At 43.8% G+C, this 15837-nt stretch carries 17 protein-coding genes; 10 read left to right on the forward strand and 7 right to left on the reverse strand.

The features are described 5' to 3' along the window. The first annotated feature begins 65 nt into the window (after positions 1-65). Genes D3P12_RS01825 through D3P12_RS01835 form a run of 3 tightly spaced genes read left to right on the forward strand, consistent with a single transcriptional unit; the run spans position 66 to position 1460 of the window. Positions 66-794: a hypothetical protein gene (locus D3P12_RS01825; protein ID WP_118193387.1), complete on the forward strand. Its 729-nt coding sequence runs from the start codon at positions 66-68 to the stop codon at positions 792-794. A 3-nt stretch (positions 795-797) separates the two neighbouring features. Then, complete coding sequence (gene ytxJ / locus D3P12_RS01830) at positions 798-1127, forward strand: bacillithiol system redox-active protein YtxJ (RefSeq protein WP_118193388.1); 330 nt, start codon at positions 798-800, stop codon at positions 1125-1127. 42 nt (positions 1128-1169) lie between these two features. Next, entirely contained in the window at positions 1170-1460 is a 291-nt protein-coding gene (locus tag D3P12_RS01835) for a hypothetical protein (RefSeq protein ID WP_118193389.1), read from the forward strand. A 206-nt stretch (positions 1461-1666) separates the two neighbouring features. On the opposite strand, the gene D3P12_RS01840 is transcribed toward D3P12_RS01835, so the two are convergent. Continuing rightward, positions 1667-1921: a ribbon-helix-helix protein, CopG family gene (locus tag D3P12_RS01840; protein WP_205941050.1), complete on the reverse strand. Its 255-nt coding sequence runs from the start codon at positions 1919-1921 to the stop codon at positions 1667-1669. A 367-nt stretch (positions 1922-2288) separates the two neighbouring features. Then, the gene (gene uvrB / locus D3P12_RS01845; protein ID WP_118193390.1) at positions 2289-4313 is read right to left on the reverse strand and encodes an excinuclease ABC subunit UvrB; all 2025 of its coding nucleotides are present in this window, start codon (positions 4311-4313) and stop codon (positions 2289-2291) included. Between the two features lie 42 nt (positions 4314-4355). On the opposite strand from uvrB, the gene upp reads away from it, so the two are divergent. Further along, a complete protein-coding gene (gene upp / locus D3P12_RS01850) occupies positions 4356-5012 on the forward strand; it encodes a uracil phosphoribosyltransferase (RefSeq protein WP_118196928.1) in 657 nt (218 codons plus the stop codon). On the opposite strand, the gene D3P12_RS01855 is transcribed toward upp, so the two are convergent. Together D3P12_RS01855 and D3P12_RS01860 are read right to left on the reverse strand one after the other, a co-directional pair. Beyond that, positions 5009-5368, reverse strand: a complete 360-nt coding sequence (locus D3P12_RS01855; protein WP_118193391.1) for a CoA-binding protein — start codon at positions 5366-5368, stop codon at positions 5009-5011. The genes upp and D3P12_RS01855 overlap by 4 nt on opposite strands. 37 nt (positions 5369-5405) lie before the next feature. Further along, complete coding sequence (locus D3P12_RS01860) at positions 5406-6950, reverse strand: NAD(P)/FAD-dependent oxidoreductase (RefSeq protein WP_118193392.1); 1545 nt, start codon at positions 6948-6950, stop codon at positions 5406-5408. A 98-nt stretch (positions 6951-7048) separates the two neighbouring features. Between D3P12_RS01860 and D3P12_RS01865 the strand changes: the two genes are divergently transcribed. From D3P12_RS01865 to D3P12_RS01880, 4 genes are read left to right on the forward strand one after another with little or no spacing between them, the layout of a single operon-like run. Further along, positions 7049-7627: a LemA family protein gene (locus tag D3P12_RS01865; protein ID WP_118193393.1), complete on the forward strand. Its 579-nt coding sequence runs from the start codon at positions 7049-7051 to the stop codon at positions 7625-7627. Positions 7628-7632: 5 nt separating this feature from the next. Beyond that, entirely contained in the window at positions 7633-8058 is a 426-nt protein-coding gene (locus D3P12_RS01870; RefSeq protein WP_118193394.1) for a TPM domain-containing protein, read from the forward strand. Next, complete coding sequence (locus tag D3P12_RS01875; RefSeq protein ID WP_118193395.1) at positions 8039-8848, forward strand: TPM domain-containing protein; 810 nt, start codon at positions 8039-8041, stop codon at positions 8846-8848. The genes D3P12_RS01870 and D3P12_RS01875 overlap by 20 nt, the downstream gene beginning before the upstream one ends. Before the next feature lie 11 nt (positions 8849-8859). Further along, positions 8860-9258, forward strand: coding sequence for a hypothetical protein (locus D3P12_RS01880; protein ID WP_118193396.1), 399 nt, complete (start codon positions 8860-8862; stop codon positions 9256-9258). 9 nt (positions 9259-9267) lie between these two features. Here the strand turns inward: D3P12_RS01880 and D3P12_RS01885 are convergent, their stop codons facing one another. Further along, positions 9268-10764 (reverse strand): NAD(P)H-hydrate dehydratase, encoded by a 1497-nt coding sequence (locus D3P12_RS01885; protein WP_118193397.1) that lies wholly within the window; start codon positions 10762-10764, stop codon positions 9268-9270. Positions 10765-10862: 98 nt separating this feature from the next. Here D3P12_RS01885 and D3P12_RS01890 point away from each other — a divergent pair, with 98 nt between their 5' ends. Together D3P12_RS01890 and D3P12_RS01895 are read left to right on the forward strand one after the other, a co-directional pair. Beyond that, positions 10863-11348 carry a cation:proton antiporter regulatory subunit gene (locus D3P12_RS01890; RefSeq protein ID WP_118196929.1) on the forward strand — a complete coding sequence of 162 codons (486 nt, stop codon included), beginning with the start codon at positions 10863-10865 and terminating at the stop codon, positions 11346-11348. A 20-nt stretch (positions 11349-11368) separates the two neighbouring features. After that, positions 11369-12619 carry a cation:proton antiporter gene (locus D3P12_RS01895; protein WP_118193398.1) on the forward strand — a complete coding sequence of 417 codons (1251 nt, stop codon included), beginning with the start codon at positions 11369-11371 and terminating at the stop codon, positions 12617-12619. Positions 12620-12629: 10 nt separating this feature from the next. Here D3P12_RS01895 and D3P12_RS01900 read toward each other — a convergent pair whose 3' ends face one another. Continuing rightward, positions 12630-12950 carry an iron-sulfur cluster assembly protein gene (locus tag D3P12_RS01900; protein WP_118193399.1) on the reverse strand — a complete coding sequence of 107 codons (321 nt, stop codon included), beginning with the start codon at positions 12948-12950 and terminating at the stop codon, positions 12630-12632. A gap of 11 nt (positions 12951-12961) precedes the next feature. After that, positions 12962-15820 carry an excinuclease ABC subunit UvrA gene (uvrA, locus tag D3P12_RS01905; protein ID WP_118193400.1) on the reverse strand — a complete coding sequence of 953 codons (2859 nt, stop codon included), beginning with the start codon at positions 15818-15820 and terminating at the stop codon, positions 12962-12964. Between the last annotated feature and the right edge of the window lie 17 nt (positions 15821-15837).

Consider the following 15837-nt stretch of genomic DNA (forward strand, 5'->3'; position numbering starts at 1 on the left):
TCGTTTATCTTTGGGTTAAAGGATATTATAATCAGTGATTTCAATCACAATAAAATTTTAATATCATGATTAATAAAAGAATAATTTACCTCATTATATTTTTATTTACGATCTGTCAGTTCCCTGAGCCTTCTTTTGCTCAAACGAGCAATCGTTCAGCTATCGAAAGCTTATCCATTGGTCTAGGGGATGAGAATAGCGCAGCAGATGCCCGGTATATCATATTCACTTTTGATGCAGGCAATAAAAGATCAAAGGCAAGCTATTTATATGATTGGGAAAGCGGCGATTGCCGATATGAAAGGCAGACTGAAAACGCAGAAGATGTCGTCATCCTTTTCAACGTCAATGAAGCAGGAGGGGATGTTTTTATAAATAAAAAACCAACCACAGACGAGTCCCTTCTTAAACGTGTTCGCCAATCCTTTCAGGATGATTCTTATTTTCTATTCATGCCCATCCGTATTGCTAAGCAAGAAATTAATGCCGCTGAACTAGAACCAGAGATTGTCGACTCGAAGAAGTTTCACGTACTGCAAATCCGCACCCCCGATTCCAAATACAAATCCAGCAAAATCTACATTGATTTTCAGAATGGGACGATTTACAAATGGGACACCTATAACGCCGACGATAAGGTAAGCCACGAGCTAATCGTTTCTAGAACCAAAGATGTTGGTGGCGGCTTGACATTACCGACACAGTTTACAGATAATTTAACCGGATCGTCTTTCGAGTATCCGATAGCCGCGGCCCTATTAAATATCGAACCACAGAAATTCAAAAAACCATAAACAATGGACTGGATAGCTTTAGATTCAACCGATCAGCTCGAACAGATAAAGGCAAGCAATACACCTTCTATCATATTCAAACACAGCACACGCTGCCCTGTTAGCAGCATGGTTAAAAGAAATTTTCAGTTAGAAGCCCCCTTGCTACCTGAGGGTGTTGCTGTGTACTACCTAGACCTTATTAAACACCGCGAGATATCCAATCATATCGCCGAACACTGGAATATCCGGCACGAGTCTCCTCAAGTATTATTGATCCAAAACGGACAGTGCGTGTACAACGCATCACACAGCGATATCGAAATGGCCGATGTGGTGAATAACATTGTTTAAGAATTTTTCGATAACAAGAACCTCCCTATAATAGAAGTTAACATGAGGACTATTTTGTTACCCAGTCGTTTGCCGCTCACACTCGATACACGAGAGTTTGCTTCAAAACTTGTTGATATGATCAAGGAAGAAGGTGAATGTAAGGTCGAATTAGACTTTACTGATATTATATTCATGTCTCGTTCTTTCGCAGATCAATTCCACAAAGAGCTTTATAGCAGCGACCATACCATAGACATTAGCATTAAGAATGCTGATGTAAGTATACTTGATATGCTACGAGCAGTTTCAAATACTCAAAATGACAGAAGTCTTTGTTTGGATTTGAGATAACTCTGATCCCATTATTTGATTCCGATTTTTTGCACAGCCAAAAAACACCAATAGTAACATGAGAAATAATATCAGGGAGATATAAACGTGATTTTTCATAACATGGTATTCAATCTTCTAAAACATATTTTAGCAGCACAAAAACCATAATTCCATAAGAGGTGAGCAAAATGTATAGGTTAACGTAAATCTTGCCATTAATTTAATTAGTCAGACATCAGGTCATCGAATAAGTCTTTTGAATTTTTGTATCGCTTTAGTGTATGTCTTTCCTTTCTTGCATCTTCGATCGCTTTTTTTGTCTCAGCATTTGGCTCATGAAAGTGTGTCGCTTCTGCTAGAACAGTTTCAATAAAATTATTTACGCTCCTGTTTTCTTTTTTTGCTAGCTTTTCAATGTAATTGTATAATTCCCTATCCAACCGCAATGACGTTGACTTTTTTAAGTTAGCTGTATTCATAATAATATCAAATTAAATACAAAAAAAGAGAGAAAGTAAAAACAAACCTGAAAACATTACCAACTTTCTTTTAAGTTAAAAGCACCTCATCCTATTTTTCACGCCAACCTGCCTTTTTTCGTGATAAACACGAGGAAAAAGTCCCTATTTCTTGTTAAAATAGAGTATAAATTGACGTAAAATGCTGCACTCTTCGACGGACTTTAGTCGGACATTGGTCGGACATCAGTCGTGCTAACACGAATAATCTACGACTAACATACGTCTAACATCTGTATCATCTCCGTCTTTCAATTAAACAAGACAGCAACTTTCCTTTAAGTTAAAGGCACCAAGTGCTTTAATATGCTATTTTAGGAATGCTGTTTTAGGAAAATTTCTCTTTCAGGAGTTTTTCGAAGGCAAACATCTCATCACGGTATTTCGCGGCGTCAAGAAAATCCATGGCTTTGGCGGCCTTCTGCATCTTCTTTTGGGATTCGGCAAGTGCTTTTTCTAGCTGGTCTTTACTCATATATTGAACAACCGGATCGGCGGCTATATTGACCTCTTCCGGACCTGCATAGGCTTTTGGGGCACCTATAAAATCAGCCACAGAGGTTTGCTCTATGATGGCTTCACGGGTTCTGCCAACGGTTCGCGGCGTGATGCCATGTTCTTCGTTGTAGTCGATCTGCTTCTGGCGGCGGCGATTGGTCTCATCAATGGTAATCTGCATGCTCTTGGTAATGGTATCGGCATACATAATGACACGACCTTTTTCATTTCTCGCGGCGCGGCCAATGGTCTGTATCAACGATCGCTCGGATCGTAAGAAACCTTCTTTGTCGGCATCAAGGATGGCTACTAAAGTAACCTCGGGCAAATCCAGTCCTTCTCTAAGCAAGTTGATACCGACAAGGACATCGAACTCACCTAAGCGCAAACCCCGTAGAATCTCTACCCGCTCTAAGGTTTTGATTTCTGAGTGGATATAGCGGACTTTGATATTGAGTCTGGCCATGTATTTCGTGAGTTCTTCGGCCATTCGTTTGGTTAAGGTGGTCACCAAGATACGGCCACCTTCTTTGACGGTTTTATCAACTTCATCTAGCAGATCGTCCACCTGATTGATAACAGGACGGATATCGATCAGCGGGTCGAGTAAGCCTGTTGGTCTGATCACCTGCTCTACTACCACACCTTCGGTTTGTTGCAGTTCATAGTCGCCCGGCGTTGCGCTTACGTAGATCGTCTGCGGTGCCAATGATTCAAATTCAGCGAAATTCAAAGGTCGGTTATCCAACGCCGCTGGTAACCGGAACCCATATTCGACAAGCGAGAGTTTACGCGAACGGTCGCCACCATACATGGCACGGATTTGCGGAACGGTAACATGACTCTCGTCGATAACCATCAGGTAATCATCCGGAAAGTAATCCAGCAAACAGAAAGGCCGCATGCCCGGCTGCCGCCCATCAAAGAAACGGGAGTAATTTTCGATACCGCTGCAATACCCTAACTCGCGCATCATTTCCAGATCATAATTTACGCGCTCTTCCAGACGCTTGGCTTCTAATGCCCGGTTATCATTCAGCAGCTGTTCTTTTCTCATTTCAAGCTCTTCCTGAATATTCCAGATAGCACCCAAAAAACGATCTCGGGGGGTTACGAACAGGTTAGCTGGATAAAGAGCCATGTGTGATACCTTTTCAATCGTTCTGCCTGTTTCGGGATCGATTACACTCAATTCATCGATCTCATCACCAAAAAATGAGATTCGGTAGGCATCATCGAGGTATGCCGGAAAAATATCAACGACATCGCCTTTCACCCGAAAAGTACCACGCTTAAAATCCATCGTGGTACGTGTATATAGGATTTCGACCAGCTTATGTAAGAACGCATTTCTGGAAATAACCGTCCCCTTTGCAAAGCGGAATACCATCTTTGAAAAGTCCTCCGGATTACCCATACCATAGATACAGGAAATGGATGAAACTACGACGATATCACGCCTACCTGACATAAGTGCCGATGTTGTTTTTAACCGAAGCTTCTCAATTTCGTCATTGATAGCCAGATCCTTTTCGATATAGGTATTGGTAGTTGCAATAAAAGCCTCTGGCTGATAATAATCGTAATAAGACACAAAATAGTTCACCGAGTTTTCTGGAAAGAACTGCTTAAACTCACCGTATAGTTGTGCTGCCAAGGTTTTATTATGACTCAGTATCAGCGTTGGTCGCTGCGTTTGCTGGATAACATTTGCAATGGTGAATGTTTTCCCTGACCCCGTTACACCCAAAAGATTCTGGTAGTGTTCGCCTGCTTTCACTCCTTGAACAAGTTGTTTGATTGCTTCAGGTTGGTCACCCGTGGGTTGATATTGAGAGGTAAGTCGAAAATCCATGTAATGCAAAAACCTAAAGAAGTGAAAATTGTTTGTAAATATATGGTAAACATTCTAACGGATCAAAATAGCATTGCCAACCATTACATCGCTGAACTCAGAAATGTAGAAATGCAGGCTGACCGGATGAGGTTCAGAAGAAATCTGGAACGTCTGGGAGAGATTTTTGGATACGAGATAAGTAAAGGTCTGGACTTCGAGGAGTCTACCATCTCGACCCCATTGGGGGAGGCTCAGACTGAACTCATCAGGGAACAACCTGTACTGGTAACCATTATACGGGCTGGTCTGCCACTTCATCAGGGACTTCTTCATGTTTTTGATCAAGCTGACTCGGGCTTTGTCGCGGCTTACCGAAAGACGAAAAAAAGCGGTGAATTCGAAATTCATAAAGAATATCAGATCACGCCTGACCTGAACGGCCGTATTGTTGTCCTCTCGGATCCGATGATTGCTACAGGGAGAAGTATCGTCCTTATCTGTAAAGAACTGATGGCACAATTTAAAATAAAAGAATTACATGTGGTAGCAGCAATCGCTAGTGAAGAAGGCTTGGAACACGTAAAAGCCTATGTGCCCGGCTGCAAACTATGGGTAGGCGCGGTAGACGACGAGTTGACAAGCAAAGCCTACATCGTACCGGGGTTGGGAGATGCGGGGGACCTGGCATTCGGTAGCAAAGCGGGCGACGAGCACTAAAACTGATTGCTTGCTAATAAAACCAAGGTGCATGAGTTGGTTGCTTCGATCCCATTCCGTTCTGCCAATTTGAACAACTCTTCGTTTTCTGCACCCGGATTGAAAATTAATCGTTTGGGCTTCGTCTGGAGAATATAATCGTAATATTCCTTTTGTATTTTCTTTCCTATATAAAGTGTGATTGTGTGGATATCGTCATAGATCTCACCGGGTTTTTCGATAGGCACACCAGCAGCCTCTCCTTTTTTTATCCCAATATTAACAATTTTATGACCAGTATAAACGAGTCTCGTTGCAGCTTTGTGAGCATATCTTTCCGGATTCGGCGTGGCACCAATGATCATCGTCTTTTTCATAGTTCTCTCCTTTTAACTAATAACAACAAACTACTGGTTATGGTTTTATCAAAGCTTTTGCACAGTTGATCCCATCGATAGCCGCGGAAACAATTCCACCGGCATAACCGGCCCCCTCGCCACAGGGAAAGAGACCTTTTACATCGGGATGTTGTAAGGTTTTTGGATCGCGCACGAGCCGGATTGGGGATGAGGTTCTGGATTCTACACCGATCAGAATGGCTTCGTTAGTAAAATAGCCTTTCATCTTTTTGCCGAAAATAGGCAGTGCTTGTTGCAGAGCCCTCGTAGCAAAATCGGGTAGAACTTCGTTTAACATAACCGGCGTAGTGCCGGGTTTATATGAGTTGGCAGGAAGGTCAGATGATAGCCTGTTTTCAACAAAATCGACCATACGCTGCGCTGGTGCTACCTGTCGGCCGCCGCCAAATGCAAAAGCTTTCTGCTCCACAGCCTTCTGGAAATCCAGTAAGGCAAAATGGCTGTTCGTATCATGTCCGATATCCTCGAGACCAACCTGCACAACGGTTCCCGAATTTGCGAAACTATTGTTCCGCTTAGACGGCGACCAGCCATTGACAACAATCTCCCCTTCGTCCGTAGCGCAAGGAGCAACAATACCTCCCGGGCACATACAAAAAGAAAAGACACCTTTATCCCCGATCTGCTGAACAAGGCTGTAGTACGCAGGAGGTAAAAACTCACTGCGCACATCGCAGTGATATTGCGCACGATCAATCAATGCCTGCGGATGCTCTATCCGTACGCCCAAAGCAAAGGGCTTGGCCTCCAATTGCCAGTTTTTAGACCTGAATATCTCGAAAATATCGCGTGCTGAATGTCCTGTCGCTAAAATAACGGATTTTGCTGCAATCCGATCTCCCGACGCCAGGCTCACCCCGCTAACCATACCGAACTTGCTCTCGATATCGACAACTTTTGTGTCAAAAAGAATTTCCCCACCTGCATCCAGGATGGACTCTCTTATTTTTTCAATAATGTGTGGAAGCTTATTGGTACCGATGTGTGGCCTTGCATCTACTAAAATATCTTCGGGAGCACCATGCGACACAAAAAGCTCTAAAACCTTCTTTACGTCACCGCGTTTGTTTGACCGCGTATAAAGCTTTCCATCAGAATAGGTACCTGCACCGCCCTCACCAAAACAATAATTAGATTCGGGGTTTACAATGCCCTCTCTATTCAACAATGCCAGGTCACGACGCCGGTCTTTAACATTTTTACCACGCTCGAGAATGATAGGCTTAAACCCATCCTCAATACACTGCAATGCAGCGAACAAGCCTGCGGGACCAGCCCCGATGATGATGACCGGGCTTCCGTTCTGGACATTTCTTCCCTCCCATCGGAAAGGCTGCTCCTGCAACTCTTCATCGATCGCAAGAATTATCAGTAACCGATACACCACCTTTTTGCTTCTTGCATCAATTGATCGTTTACGAATTTTCAAGGTCTTGATGCGATCCGGCTGGATATTCAATTTCTTCGCTGCTTCTTTTAGTATGAATTGTTGATCAGAAATCTTCTCTGGTATAACTGCTAATTCAATTTCTTTTTGCATATTGTGTCATGTATTCTTACATGGATTAGTAAAGGTATGATTTTTGAAGGCGACTAGAAAAACAGAACAAAAAAATTCATTCTTTCAAACGCAATATTATGAAAAGACTATTATTTGGATTAATTGGCTTATTTGTCATCTCCTCTTTAAGTTCCTGTGGCTATAACACGATGGTAGACCTTGACGAGAATGTAAAAGCAAAATGGGCACAAGTTGAAAATGCCTACCAAAGAAGGGCAGATTTAATCCCCAACCTGGTTAATACGGTAAAAGGGGCTGCTGAATTTGAGCAAGAAACATTGACACAAGTTGTTGAGGCAAGAGCGAAAGCTACTTCTGTCAACGTGGATGCTGACAACTTGACGCCAGAAGCTATCGCTCAGTTCCAACAAGCTCAAGGAGCTCTGTCCCAGTCTTTGGGTCGGTTATTAGCGACTGTTGAGGCCTATCCGGATATTAAAGCGAACCAGAATTTCTTACAACTGCAAGCGCAACTGGAAGGGACGGAAAATCGGATTTCTGTAGAAAGGCGGGCTTTTATCGAAGCTACACAACAATACAATTCGACGATTCGGAGATTCCCGAATAACATTACTGCCGGTATTTTCGGATTTAAGCAAAAGGGTTCATTTACTGCTGAAGCCGGCGCTGACCAAGCGCCGGAAGTTCAATTTTAGAGATCATGCAGCATTTTAATAGCGAGGAAGAGGAACGGTTGACCCATGCAATCAATGTGGCCGAAAACCGCACGTCCGGCGAGATCAGGCTATGCATTGAAAAAAAATGCGCGGGTGAGGTGATTGAGCAAGCAACAAAGCGTTTTACGCAGCTTGATATGCATAAAACAGCTCTGAAAAACGGGATCTTGATCTACCTTGCTTTAGACGATCATAAATTCGCAATTATTGGAGACGCTGGAATCGACAAGAAAGTCCCCGAAGGTTTCTGGCAAGAAACGAAGGATGTAATGGTCGGCTACTTCAAACAAGGGCAACTCGTAGATGGCTTGGTGGCTGGTATCGACCGGGCTGGCAAACAACTTAAGACTTTCTTCCCGCGCTCTGATGACGATATAAATGAATTACCTGATGACATTGCGTACTTTTAGACTTCTCACTACTTTTTTTCTCATAGCTTTATTTACAGGTTCTGTTTTTGCGGATGACTTTCCGGCTAAACCCAACCGACTGGTTAATGATTATACCAATACGCTTAGTAGTTCACAGGTTCAGCATTTAGAGAACAAATTGGTTGCTTTCAGTGATTCCACTACAACACAGATCGCTGTTGTTCTGATTAGCTCATTGGGGGACTATGATGTTGCCGATTATGCTGTACGGCTGGCACAGAAGTGGGGGATTGGGGGAGCGGAAAATGATAATGGTATTCTTCTATTAGCGTCTTTGGGAGATCGAAAAGTAACCATACAAACTGGTTATGGAGTGGAAGGCGCCGTGCCAGATGCGATAGCCTATCAGATCATCAATAATGAAATTAAACCTGCTTTTTCCAGAACGGACTATTTCACAGGGCTGGATAGGGCAACCGATGCATTGATCTCGTATACCAAAGGTGAATATAAAGCGAAACCTAAAAAGAAAAAAGAGGAAGGTTCTGGCGTTCCGTTTATTGTCATCGTCATCGTTATTTTTGTAATTATCAGCATCTTCTCTAAAGGTGGAGGTGGTGGACGCGGTGGCGGTAAGGTGATCGGCGGGCGCGGTAGCTCTGATTTGTTGTGGTGGACCCTATTGAGCGGCATGGGTAATCGTGGCGGACGTGGTGGGGGTGGCTTCGGTGGCGGATTTGGAGGAGGAGGCGGTGGCTTCGGAGGGGGCGGCTTCGGTGGTTTCGGAGGAGGTAGTTTTGGGGGTGGTGGAGCTAGCGGAAGCTGGTAGATTATTTTAATATGCTAAAAAGAGACTCACTAACAGCACAGCTACAGCAACTGAATCAGGTGCTGGCTAGGGTCAAAAGGCTGATCATAGAGGATAATGAAGAGGACGCCAAGACCCTGACAGAAGAGACATTGGCGGATTATTTCCGATTGAGGATTGGCGACCTGGGTTCGCTGGAAGAAAGTAGCTTTATTGATAAAATACGTCAGCTAAACCTGCAAGCCGAAGAACTGGACAGCCTGGCTTATTTTATCGATGAATATGCGGGACTGCAAGAAGAACTAGCCGAACAACTTTTGTTTTACCGTCACTATATTGCGCTTGTTGACTTTCTTGAAAGAGAATATCAATTTGTATCGTTCGACCATATTGCCCGCAAAAACCTGTTACTCAGTCAACTGAAACCATAAAGCGATTTCCTATTCTATTTCGCTAAGCAAATACGGTATTTTCCGAATCACAGCGGTGGGCAATACGACTGCCTGTCCCTCTAACTTGAGCCGGTCACCAGCCCGACCATGGAGAAAACAACCGAGAATACAAGCTTCCCGTGGCGTATAGCCTTGTGCTATAAACGATGTAATCAAACCCGTTAAAGCATCTCCCATTCCACCGATGGCCATTGCCGGATTACCGGTTGGATTAATAAGAACATCACCCGTATTGGTCACAATAAATGTGTAACGGTTCTTCAGTACGATGATCACATTCAATTCTTTTGCTTTCCGAATCGCTAACTGGATCCTGTCCCACCAAGTTGAAGAAGAGCCAAAAAGCCTGTCGAATTCCTTCATGTGCGGTGTCAATACAGTCCCCTTGGGGAGGGCTGTTAATGTAGATTGGTTTTTTGCCATGTAATTGAGCCCGTCTGCATCAATAACAAGCGGTGCTTTCGTTTTTTTGAAAAGATGCGGAAGTCCAGTTGCACGCACACCTAGGCCGGGGCCAAAAGCGATGGCTGAATAGTCCCGCTCGTCAAAAAGATCTTCCGGTCTGGTGATCATCGCCTCGGGAAGACGCGCATAAAGAGCGTCCCGACCCTCTTGGGGTAACGATACGGTTATTAAACCGGCACCAGCATACAGGCATGCTTCGGCACAGATCAGAGCCGCACCCACCTTACCTATCGACCCTGCAATTACCAAGGCATGGCCGTAATTGCCCTTATGGCTAAAGGTTTCTCGCTTCCGGTAAATATTCTCAATGTCCGATTGTTCCAGACAGGAGAATGACGATGGTAGCTCTGCAATAAACTCTTCCCGAAGCCCGATATCAGCTACAAAGAAACTGCGCATAAATTTAGCTGATTCAGGAAAAAAGAAATTTAGCTTGGGTCGTTGGAAGGTAATGACTTCATCTGCATGCAGAATAACTTCGTCATCTTGAAAGCTACCCTCGCTCCGAAAACCTGTAGGCACGTCTACTGCTACAACTCGCTTGCAACGTCCGTTTAGGTATCGTACAATGTCCCTTAACCCTCCATCCAAGGGCCTGTTGACTCCGATTCCCAACAGTGCGTCAATCAGCACGGATCGGGAGACATCAATATCCAATGATTCAAAATCTAGTGCGGACACCTGCCCTATTTGTCGGACGGGAACGGAAGTCTTTTTAATACGCTCCAGATTATATAAAAAATCTGCACTCGGATCTGTTCCAGTTGGAATGATTAGGATCTCAACATGGTTATAGCCGTCGCAATCAAGCAACCGCGCGATCGCTAAACCGTCGCCCCCGTTATTGCCTGTACCACAAAGAACCACAATAGGTTGGTTCTTATGTTGGATCAAACTCCTGAATATTCCAGCAAAGGCCGAAGCTGCCCGATCCATCAGCTCATGGGAAGCCATGTTTTTCGCTGTTAAACAGTCTTTGTCGGCTAACTTCATCTGAGCAGCATCTATTATTTTTCGCATCCCTGAATGTACGAAAAAGTCCTATTTTTTCATAAATTTGTACAAATGAAAAAAGCATAATGCTTTTGTCTATTAACTATTTACCAGAAAAATTGATTATGTCGAATGTAAAAGAAACGGATCTGATTGGTATTGGAAAAAAATATCAAGTAGAAACGAGTTACGGAGATCACGTGGTAATTGTAATTCATGATGACGGTCGTCGCGAAATTTATGAATTTGATGAGGTTGAAAACGAATCGAAATGTGTGTTGACGCTTAACGATGAGGAAGCCAGACAGGTTGCAGGAATTATCGGTGGTCTTTCATACAAACCAAAGGCACTGGAAACTATCGAGGTAGCATTGGACGATCTGATCATCGAATGGTATAAGGTTCCAAAAGAGGCCAAAGCAATTAGCAAAACAATCGGTGATCTGGAAGTGAGAAAAATGACGGGGGCTTCGATTATAGCAGCTATCGAAGCAGATGAAACAACAATTAACCCCGGACCTGATTTTATCATCAATCCGGATACAACCTTAATCGTAGCAGGCAAGCGAAATCATATTAAGTTGCTAAAACAAATCCTTTTAGATAAATAATTAACACGAGAAGTTCACGCATGGATACACTCATATTAGAAATTGGTATTGCTGTTGGTTTGGTTGCCCTTGTTGGTCTTATATCAAACAAACTCCGTGTTTCAGTAATTCCATTTTTTATTCTAATTGGGATGATCCTAGGCCCCAACGCACCCGATTTGGGCATCATTGACCTCCAGTTTAAGGAGAGCATGCCGTTCATCGAATTCATGGGGCGCCTTGGAGTTTTATTTCTATTGTTCTATTTAGGTCTTGAATTTTCCGTCGGGCGACTCATCAAGTCGGGAAAATCCATCGTGACAGGTGGGAGTATCTATGTCTGCATCAATTTTGTCACCGGGCTCCTTATTGGCTGGATGATGGGCATGCCATTTGCCGAAATCATGGTAATTTGTGGAATCATGACCAGTTCATCGACAGCCATCGTAGCGAAGGTCTTGACTGATCTGCGAAGAACAGCGAATCCTGAAACTGAGATCATCATGGGGATGATTATGTTTGATGATCTTTTTATTGCGATGCACATCTCTTTCCTATCAGGATTGGTACTGGCTGGGGGAGGATCTGTCTGGCAAGTTGTAGGCACCTGTTTACTTGCACTTGGTTTTATCCTGTTGTTTTTGGTCGTGGGAAGAAAGGTGGTACCGGCGATTGATAAGCTATTAGAAGTAAACTCTTCGGAGATTTTTATCCTTATCATTTTTGCACTACTCTTTATTACGGCCGGGTTTTCGGAAAGTATTCACGTTGCCGAGGCCATTGGAGCTTTGATGGCCGGATTGGTTTTAGCGGACTCGAAGTATATAAAGCGAATTGAAGGAATGGTGCTGCCATATAAAGACTATTTCGGAGCGATGTTCTTCTTTAGCTTCGGACTGTCTATCGATCCGACGACACTTGGCGGTGCTGTGCAATGGGCAGCAATAGCAGCTGTATTGACCGTGATTGCCAACTTAGCTTCTGGCTTTTTTGCTACCCGGATATCAAAAATGAAAAAACAAGCTTCTTTTGATATCGGCTTCACACTTTCTGCCAGAGGTGAGTTTTCAATCATTATGGCCAACATTGGTAAGGCAGGTGGACTAAACCCGATCATTCAGTCGTTCGTAGTAGTTTACGTACTGATCTTAAGTATCGTAGCGCCAATCTTAACAAAGGAGTCACGCACCATTTGGAAGCGCACATTAGGCAGAAAAGAAGCCGCTAAAGCAAAAGCGCTACCTGTAAAGACCTTACAGGATTTAGAGAACCGTGCACAAAAGGAAGATTAATCAGACCTGCTTACATAAAGCCTAATTCTAGACGAGCCTCCTCGCTCATCATGCTTTTATCCCAAGGGGGGTCAAAGGTCAGCTCAACCAAGGCATCCTTAACCTCTTCTACAGCCTCTACTTTTTCCTGTACTTCATTGATGATACCATCGGCAACCGGACAATTTGGTGCAGTTAAAGTCATTACCACCTTTGCGGTGCCGTCCTCTTTTGTAATAAGCTCATAGACTAATCCCAATTCGACAATATTCACCGGTATTTCAGGGTCAAAGACTGTCTCTAAAGCCTCTTTGATCTTGTCTGCAATTCCCAACTTATCAAGTACAATCATTTTACTATAATTTATTTTTTATCAACTAATTTATTACCCAACTCCATCGCAACAAAACGCGCAGTCTTGCTTCGCTTGTTTCTGGCCAACTCTTCAGGGGTACCGGAGAATACCAGCTCCCCACCACGTTGCCCACCTTCAGGCCCCATATCAATGACGTAATCGGCTACTTTTATTACATCCATGTTATGCTCAATGACCAATACGGTATTGCCCCGATTAACCAAGCGGTTCAGAACACCCAATAATACGTTAACATCCTCAAAGTGTAGGCCCGTTGTCGGCTCATCTAAGATATAGAATGTTTTTCCAGTATCTTTTTTCGATAGTTCTGTAGCTAATTTGACGCGCTGAGCCTCACCTCCTGACAAAGATACTGAAGATTGCCCCAATGTCAAATAACCAAGACCTACGTCATTCAGCGTCTTGATCTTACGGTAAATGGAGGGTATAGGTTCAAAGAATTCCATAGCATCCGCAATCCGCATATCAAGCACATCGCTGATAGATTTCCCGCGATACCTTACTTCAAGGGTCTCCCGGTTATATCGTTTGCCCTGACAGGTTTCACAGGGGACCTGGACATCGGGAAGAAAGTTCATTTCAATTACCTTCATCCCGGCACCTTTACATGTCTCGCACCTGCCCCCCTTGACGTTGAAGGAGAACCTGCCCGGCTTGTAACCTCTGATCTTCGCTTCAGGCAGCTGGACAAAGAGATTTCGGATATCGGAGAAAACTCCTGTATAGGTAGATGGGTTTGACCGGGGCGTACGCCCAATCGGTGATTGGTCGATTTCGATTACTTTATCTATATGCTCTAAACCCACAAGCTTTTTATAGGGAAGCGGTGTTTTCTTCGCCCTGAAAATATGTTTATTTAAAATTGGGTATAGGGTTTCAGTAATTAAACTTGATTTACCGCTGCCTGACACTCCGGTTACGGCAATAAAACAACCCAGAGGGAAGCTTACCGTCACGTTCTTTAAATTATTCCCCGACGCTTTCTCTAAGGTCAGAAACTCGCCATTCCCTTCTCTTCTTTCCGAAGGGACTACAATCTCCCTTCTTTCTGTCAGGTAATCTGCTGTTAGCGTCCGGCTACTCTCAATCTCATGCGGAGTACCTTCTGCAACAACCTCACCACCGTGAGAGCCCGCTGCAGGCCCCATATCAATCACGTAATCAGCCGCCAAGATCATGTCTTTATCATGCTCAACGACCAGGACTGTATTCCCCAAATCTCTTAGATCCTTCAAGGCATTAATCAATCGCTCATTATCTCTTTGATGAAGGCCAATGCTCGGTTCATCTAAAATATAAAGTACGTTAACTAGTTGTGAACCAATTTGTGTAGCTAAGCGGATACGCTGTGCTTCACCCCCAGACAGCGTTCTGGCTGTTCTGTTGAGCGTGAGATAGTCTAAACCAACGTCTAATAAAAACCCTAGTCTAGATCGTATTTCCTTCAAGATCTCAACTGCTATCGTCTTCTGCCTTTCATTCAACCGGTTCTCCAAACCCTCAAACCATTCTGCTAGGCCGGCAATATCCATTTCCGCTAATTGAGCGATATTTTTATCGTCAATCTTAAAATGTAGCGCCTCTTTCTTCAAGCGCGCGCCATGACAAGTCGGGCAAGTCCGCAAAGACCGGTAGTCATCCAGGTCACTCACCCCTCCTTTTTGCTCAAGCTGTTCTTCCCATTGCTTGATCAAGCCGTCGTATGTGATCTGATAGTTCTTTACATTCCACTTGTTATAGGAAACGGGTACCGTGATAATATCTGGTGCACCGTGAAAGATAATATCTAAATGCTCCTCAGACAACTCCTTAATCGGCGTTGTTAAGGAAAAACCGTATTTCTTCCCCAACGCTTTAAGTTGCTGAAAGGTCCAATTATCTTTATACTCCCCGATCGGCAGAATGCCCCCACGCATAATGCTCAGTTTAACATCGGGGATTACGCTCTCCCGATCTAACTGAAATACATAACCCAGTCCGTCGCAATGCTCACAGGCGCCATAAGGGGAATTGAAAGAGAAGGTATTGGGTTGCGGTTCGTCATAAGAAATACCCGACTCGGGATCCATGAGGAACCGGCTGAAGAAATATTCCTTATTGGAAACATCGCTAATTTTGATCACTCCTTTAGCATGTTTCATTGCTTGTTGTACCGAGCTTACTAATCGTTTTCTATCCTGCTGACTGACCAGAAGGCGATCAATAACAACCTCGATATCGTGCGTTTTGTAGCGGTCTACCTGCATCTTGGGCATGAGATCCATAAGCTCTCCGTCGACGCGCACCTTTACAAAACCCTGCTTTCTGATTTGCTCGAATAGCTCACGGTAATGTCCTTTCCGCCCCTTCACAACGGGAGCAAGAACATTGATCGCCTGATTATCGAATTGATTCAGGATCTGGTCGATGATCTGATCTTCCGACAATCTGGCCATTTTCTTCCCAGAGACGTAAGAAAATGCTTCGCTGGCGCGAGCATATAAAAGACGGAGAAAATCGTAAACCTCGGTTATGGTGCCTACTGTCGATCTTGGATTTTTACTCGTTGTTTTTTGTTCTATGGCTATCACCGGACTTAATCCGGTAATCTTATCCACGTCGGGGCGCTCTAATCCGCCTAAGAACTGCCGGCTATATGCGCTAAAAGTTTCTAAATACCTGCGCTGACCTTCAGCATAAATCGTATCGAAAGCCAATGAAGACTTTCCACTTCCACTGAGCCCTGTAATTACTACGAGTTGATTTCTGGGAAAGCTTACATCGATGTTTTTTAGATTATGAACCCTGGCGCCGTAAACTTCGACTTCACTTTGTTCTTCTAAATCCGGAATGGTATTATTATTCATATAAGATTGCTCGTTGC

Source organism: Pedobacter indicus (assembly GCF_003449035.1).
In the GTDB taxonomy this organism is placed as follows: domain Bacteria; phylum Bacteroidota; class Bacteroidia; order Sphingobacteriales; family Sphingobacteriaceae; genus Albibacterium; species Albibacterium indicum.

Bases quoted from the DNA above. Each gene is read 5' to 3' on its own strand.
- D3P12_RS01825 (WP_118193387.1), top strand. From the start codon at position 66: ATGATTAATAAAAGAATAATTTACCTCATTATATTTTTATTTACGATC.
- ytxJ (WP_118193388.1), top strand. From the start codon at position 798: ATGGACTGGATAGCTTTAGATTCAACCGATCAGCTCGAACAGATAAAG.
- D3P12_RS01835 (WP_118193389.1), top strand. From the start codon at position 1,170: ATGAGGACTATTTTGTTACCCAGTCGTTTGCCGCTCACACTCGATACA.
- D3P12_RS01840 (WP_205941050.1), bottom strand. From the start codon at position 1,921: ATGAATACAGCTAACTTAAAAAAGTCAACGTCATTGCGGTTGGATAGG.
- uvrB (WP_118193390.1), bottom strand. From the start codon at position 4,313: ATGGATTTTCGACTTACCTCTCAATATCAACCCACGGGTGACCAACCT.
- upp (WP_118196928.1), top strand. From the start codon at position 4,356: ATGGTAAACATTCTAACGGATCAAAATAGCATTGCCAACCATTACATC.
- D3P12_RS01855 (WP_118193391.1), bottom strand. From the start codon at position 5,368: ATGAAAAAGACGATGATCATTGGTGCCACGCCGAATCCGGAAAGATAT.
- D3P12_RS01860 (WP_118193392.1), bottom strand. From the start codon at position 6,950: ATGCAAAAAGAAATTGAATTAGCAGTTATACCAGAGAAGATTTCTGAT.
- D3P12_RS01865 (WP_118193393.1), top strand. From the start codon at position 7,049: ATGAAAAGACTATTATTTGGATTAATTGGCTTATTTGTCATCTCCTCT.
- D3P12_RS01870 (WP_118193394.1), top strand. From the start codon at position 7,633: ATGCAGCATTTTAATAGCGAGGAAGAGGAACGGTTGACCCATGCAATC.
- D3P12_RS01875 (WP_118193395.1), top strand. From the start codon at position 8,039: ATGACATTGCGTACTTTTAGACTTCTCACTACTTTTTTTCTCATAGCT.
- D3P12_RS01880 (WP_118193396.1), top strand. From the start codon at position 8,860: ATGCTAAAAAGAGACTCACTAACAGCACAGCTACAGCAACTGAATCAG.
- D3P12_RS01885 (WP_118193397.1), bottom strand. From the start codon at position 10,764: ATGCGAAAAATAATAGATGCTGCTCAGATGAAGTTAGCCGACAAAGAC.
- D3P12_RS01890 (WP_118196929.1), top strand. From the start codon at position 10,863: ATGTCGAATGTAAAAGAAACGGATCTGATTGGTATTGGAAAAAAATAT.
- D3P12_RS01895 (WP_118193398.1), top strand. From the start codon at position 11,369: ATGGATACACTCATATTAGAAATTGGTATTGCTGTTGGTTTGGTTGCC.
- D3P12_RS01900 (WP_118193399.1), bottom strand. From the start codon at position 12,950: ATGATTGTACTTGATAAGTTGGGAATTGCAGACAAGATCAAAGAGGCT.
- uvrA (WP_118193400.1), bottom strand. From the start codon at position 15,820: ATGAATAATAATACCATTCCGGATTTAGAAGAACAAAGTGAAGTCGAA.